Annotated in this window: 3 protein-coding genes; all 3 read left to right on the top strand. The window is 65.9% G+C overall.

What is annotated here, in order from left to right; genetic code table 11:
* The first annotated feature begins 92 nt into the window (after nucleotides 1-92).
* A complete protein-coding gene (locus tag CYR32_RS21070) occupies nucleotides 93-1,445 on the top strand; it encodes a M20 family metallo-hydrolase (RefSeq protein ID WP_101827034.1) in 1,353 nt (450 codons plus the stop codon).
* On the top strand, nucleotides 1,442-2,893 hold the full coding sequence (locus tag CYR32_RS21065; protein WP_101827033.1) for a M20 family metallopeptidase: 1,452 nt from the start codon (nucleotides 1,442-1,444) through the stop codon (nucleotides 2,891-2,893). Before CYR32_RS21070 ends, CYR32_RS21065 begins: the two co-directional genes overlap by 4 nt.
* A gap of 76 nt (nucleotides 2,894-2,969) precedes the next feature.
* Complete coding sequence (gene abgT / locus CYR32_RS21060) at nucleotides 2,970-4,493, top strand: p-aminobenzoyl-glutamate transporter (RefSeq protein ID WP_101827032.1); 1,524 nt, start codon at nucleotides 2,970-2,972, stop codon at nucleotides 4,491-4,493.
* The last annotated feature ends 126 nt before the right edge of the window (nucleotides 4,494-4,619 follow it).

Here is a 4,619-nt window from a genome sequence, read left to right as displayed (position 1 = left end):
CCTGTCCCCGCCTGTGGCGGTGATAACAAAAACTTATCCCTGCCGATCCTGAACCGGCCATCTCCTGGCCACCTTTTACTCACGGGAGCGTTATGACCAGTCACATCACAGAGAGCCACACCGGCGTTACAGAAAGCGAATTATCACAGCAGGTCCGCGCGCTGGTGCCGGCCATGACCGCCTGGCGGCGCGACCTGCACCAGTATGCTGAATCGGGCTGGGTGGAGTTCCGCACGGCCAGCAAAGTCGCGGAGGCGCTGTCACAGCTGGGTTATCAGCTGCAACTCGGCCGCGACGTGATCAAGGCCGAGGCGCGCATGGGGCTGCCGCCGGAGGCGGTGCTGCGTGAACAGGAGCAGCGCGCCCTGGAACAGGGTGCCGTGGCGCGCTGGCTGCCCGCCTTCTCCGGCGGCTTTACCGGCCTTGTCGCGACGCTTTCGACCGGCCGCCCCGGGCCGGTGATCGGTTTCCGCGTGGACATGGACGCGCTCGACCTGAACGAGCAACTGGATGAGCAGCACCGCCCGTTCCGCGACGGCTTCGCCTCCTGCAACCCCGGCATGATGCACGCCTGCGGCCACGACGGCCACACCACCATCGGCATCGCACTGGCGCAGGTGCTGATGGCGATGCGTGACCAGCTGTGCGGCACCATCAAGCTGATTTTCCAGCCCGCCGAAGAGGGCACGCGCGGCGCGAAATCGATGGCGGAAGCCGGGGTGGTGGATGATGTCGATTTCTTCACCGCCATCCACATCGGTACCGGCGTCCCGGCCGGGCAGCTGGTGTGCGGCAACGATACCTTTATGGCCACCACCAAATTTGACGTCACCTTTACCGGCGTGGCGGCCCATGCGGGCGGCAAACCCGAAGAGGGGCGCAACGCGCTGCTGGCGGCGGCGCAGGCGGCCCTGGGTTTGCACAGCCTGCCGCGCCACAGCGCCGGGGCCTCACGGGTCAACGTCGGCGTACTGCAGGCGGGCAGCGGCCGCAATGTGGTGCCTTCCCAGGCGTCGATGAAAGTCGAGACCCGCGGTGCCACCAACGAGGTGAATGAGTTCATCTTCCAGCAGGCGATGAACGTGGTGGCCGGGGCGGCGGCGATGCACGGCGTTACCCATGAAATCTCGCTGATGGGCGCAGCGCAGAGCAGCACGCCCAGCGCCGCCTGGGTGCGCTTTATCCACCAGCAGGCGGAGGCGATCCCGGAGCTGGTGAAGATTGTTGACCGGCAGGAGGCCGCCGCCGGTTCTGAGGATGCCACCTACCTGATGGAGCGCGTCAAGGCGCGCGGCGGGCTGGCCTCTTACATGGTGTTCGGCTGCGACCTCAGCGCCGGGCACCATAACGAGCGGTTTGACTTTGACGAGAGCGTAATGGCGGTGGCGGTGAAAACCCTGGCAACGCTGGCCCTGAACATCCGCGCCTTCCGGGAGGACGCATGAACCCAGAGATGATCGCCTTTGTTGGTGAGGAGGTTGAGCGGCAACAGCCGCGGCTGGCCGCGCTGAGTGACGCCATCTGGGACCAGCCGGAGACCCGTTTTCAGGAATACCGCTCCTCGGCCATGCTGGCGGACGCGCTGGCGCAGGCCGGGTTTCGCGTTGAGCGCGGCGTCGGCGGCATGGAGACCGCCTTTATCGCCGCCTTTGGCGAAGGCAAACCGGTGATCGCGCTGCTGGCGGAGTTTGACGCGCTGGCCGGCATGAGCCAGCAGGCGGGCGCTACCGCGCCGCAGCCGTTAACAGAGAACGGCAACGGCCACGGCTGCGGCCACAACCTGCTCGGCACGGCGGCGCTGGGCGGCGCGCTGGCGGTGAAGGCGTGGCTGGAGCAGCACCCGCAGGCGGGCACGGTGCGGGTCTACGGCTGCCCCGGCGAAGAGGGCGGCTCCGGCAAAACCTTTATGGCGCGTGAGGGGCTGTTTGAGGATGCCGATGCCGCGCTGACCTGGCACCCGGAGAGCTTCTGCGGCATGTTCAGCAACCCCACGCTGGCGAATATCCAGGCGTCTTTCCGCTTTAAAGGCGTGGCCGCCCACGCCGCCGCCGCGCCCCACCTCGGCCGCAGCGCGCTGGACGCCGTGACGCTGATGAACACCGGCAGCAACTTCCTGCGTGAGCACATCATCCCGGAGGCGCGGCTGCATTACGCCGTGACCCAGACCGGCGGCGTGTCGCCCAATGTGGTGCAGGCGGATGCCTCGGTACTCTATCTGGTGCGCGCGCCGCGCATCGATCAGGCGCAGGCGGTCTACCAGCGGGTGATCGACGTGGCGCGCGGCGCGGCGCTGATGACCGGCACGCAGATGACGGTGCAGGTGGAGAAAGCCTGCTCCAACTATGAGCCGAACCGCACGCTGGAGCAGGCGATGTATGGCTGTCTGCAGGCGTTCGGCGCGCCGCACTACAGCGACAGCGAGCAGCAGTTCGCCGCCGCGATCCAGGCCACGCTGAATGAGGAGGAGATCGCCAGCAACCTGCAAAGCATCGCCCGTACCGGCGGCGAGGCGGGCAGCGCCTACGCGGCAGGCCTGCGCGGCAAGGCGCTGGTGGATGACGTCGCCCCTTACCAGGCCAACGACCAGATCCTCTACGGCTCCACCGACGTCGGCGACGTGAGCTGGCTGGTGCCCACCGCCCAGTGTTTCGCCCCCTGCTTTGCGCTGGGCACGCCGCTGCACACCTGGCAGACGGTCTCCCAGGGGCGGACGTCCGTGGCGCATAAAGGCATGGGGCTGGCCGCCAAAGTGATGGCCGCCACCGCCCTGCGGCTGCTGGAAGAGCCGGCGCTGTTGGCACGCTGCCGGGAAGAGCAGCGGCAACAGCGGGAGGCGCGCCCTTACCACTGCCCGATCCCGGCCGGGGTAACCCCCTCCCCGCTGGGCACCTGAGCGGCGGGCAGGCGGCCGTTCCCCGCCTGCCCTCTGCCTTTATCACAATAACAACATCACAGACAGAGGGTTATGCATGAGTCTTGCAGCAGAAGAGAGTAAGCAGAGGCCGGGCGGCCTGCTCGGCTGGATCGAGCGCATCGGCAACACCATCCCGCACCCGTTCCTGCTGTTTATCTACCTGATTGTGGCGCTGATGATCGCCAGTGCGCTGATCTCCTGGGCGGGGCTGACGGCGATCAACCCGGCCAACGGGGAGATTATCCGGGTGAAAAACCTGCTCAGCGTCGAGGGGCTGCAATGGATGCTGCCGAATGTGATCAAGAACTTCAGCGGCTTTACCCCGCTGGGGGCGATTCTGGCGCTGGTGCTGGGTGCCGGGCTGGCGGAGCGCGTCGGGCTGTTACAGACGCTGATGTATAAGATGGCCTCGGGCGTGCAGGCGCGCTACGCCAGCTATATGGTGATTTTTATCGCCTTTTTCAGCCACATCTCCTCGGATGCGGCGCTGGTGGTGATGCCGCCGCTGGGGGCGCTGATTTTCCTGGCGGTGGGCCGCCACCCGGTGGCCGGGCTGCTGGCGGCGATTGCCGGGGTGGGCTGCGGCTTCACGGCCAACCTGCTGATTGTGACCACCGATGTGCTGCTCTCCGGCCTGAGCACGGAGGCGGCGAAGGTGATCGACCCGGCGGTGCACGTCAGCGTGATCGATAACTGGTACTTTATGGCCGCCTCGGTGCTGGTGCTGACGGTGGTCGGCGCGCTGATCACCGACAAGCTGGTGGAGCCGCGTCTGCCGCCCTACCACGGCGGGCAGGAGGCGCGGCTGACAGCGCTGACGCCGGAACAGAACCGCGGGCTGCGTGCCAGCGGCATCGCGGCGCTGCTGTTTATTGCCGTAATGGCGCTGCTGGTGGTGCCGGAGGGCGCGCCGCTGCGTAACCCGGTCAATGGCGCGATTGTGCCGTCGCCGTTTATCCAGGGGATTGTGCCGGTCATCATTCTGTTCTTTTTTGTGGTGTCGGTGCCTTACGGCATGGTTACCGGGCAGACCCGCCGCCAGGGTGACCTGCCCGCCCTGCTGGTGGACCCGATGAAGGGCATGGCCGGGTTTATTGTGATGGTGTTCCCGCTGGCGCAGTTTGTCGCGCTGTTTAACTGGAGCAACATGGGCCGGTTTATGGCGGTGGGGCTGACGGATCTGCTGCAATCTGCGGGGATGACCGGGATGCCGGCGTTTATCGGGCTGATTTTCCTCTCGGCGCTGCTCTGTATGTTTATCGCCAGCGGCTCGGCCATCTGGTCGATTCTCGCGCCGATTTTTGTGCCGATGTTTATGCTGCTGGGGTTCCACCCCGCCTTCGCGCAGGTGGTGTTCCGCATTGCGGATTCGTCAGTGATCCCGCTCGCGCCGGTCTCGCCGTTTGTGCCGCTGTTCCTGGGCTTTTTGCAGCGTTATATGAAAGGGGCGAAGCTCGGCACCTACTACGCGCTGGTACTGCCCTACCCGCTGATTTTCTTCGTCGCCTGGCTGTTGTTGCTGGTGGTGTGGTATCTGGCGGGGCTGCCGATCGGGCCGGGGGTGTATCCGCGGTTATAGGGGGTGAGGCGCGGGGGGGCACGCGCGGGGTGCCCGGTGCGCGGGATGATTTGTTTTAAATGGGTTAAGTGGCATGTTTCGGTTGCCGATGACTTTGTTTTAAATGGGTTAAGTGGCATGTTTCGG

Source organism: Chimaeribacter coloradensis, from assembly GCF_002858715.1.
GTDB lineage: Bacteria > Pseudomonadota > Gammaproteobacteria > Enterobacterales > Enterobacteriaceae > Chimaeribacter > Chimaeribacter coloradensis.
The sequence above is the reverse complement of the archived record's forward strand: the minus strand, read 5'-3'. Positions and strand labels throughout refer to the sequence as shown.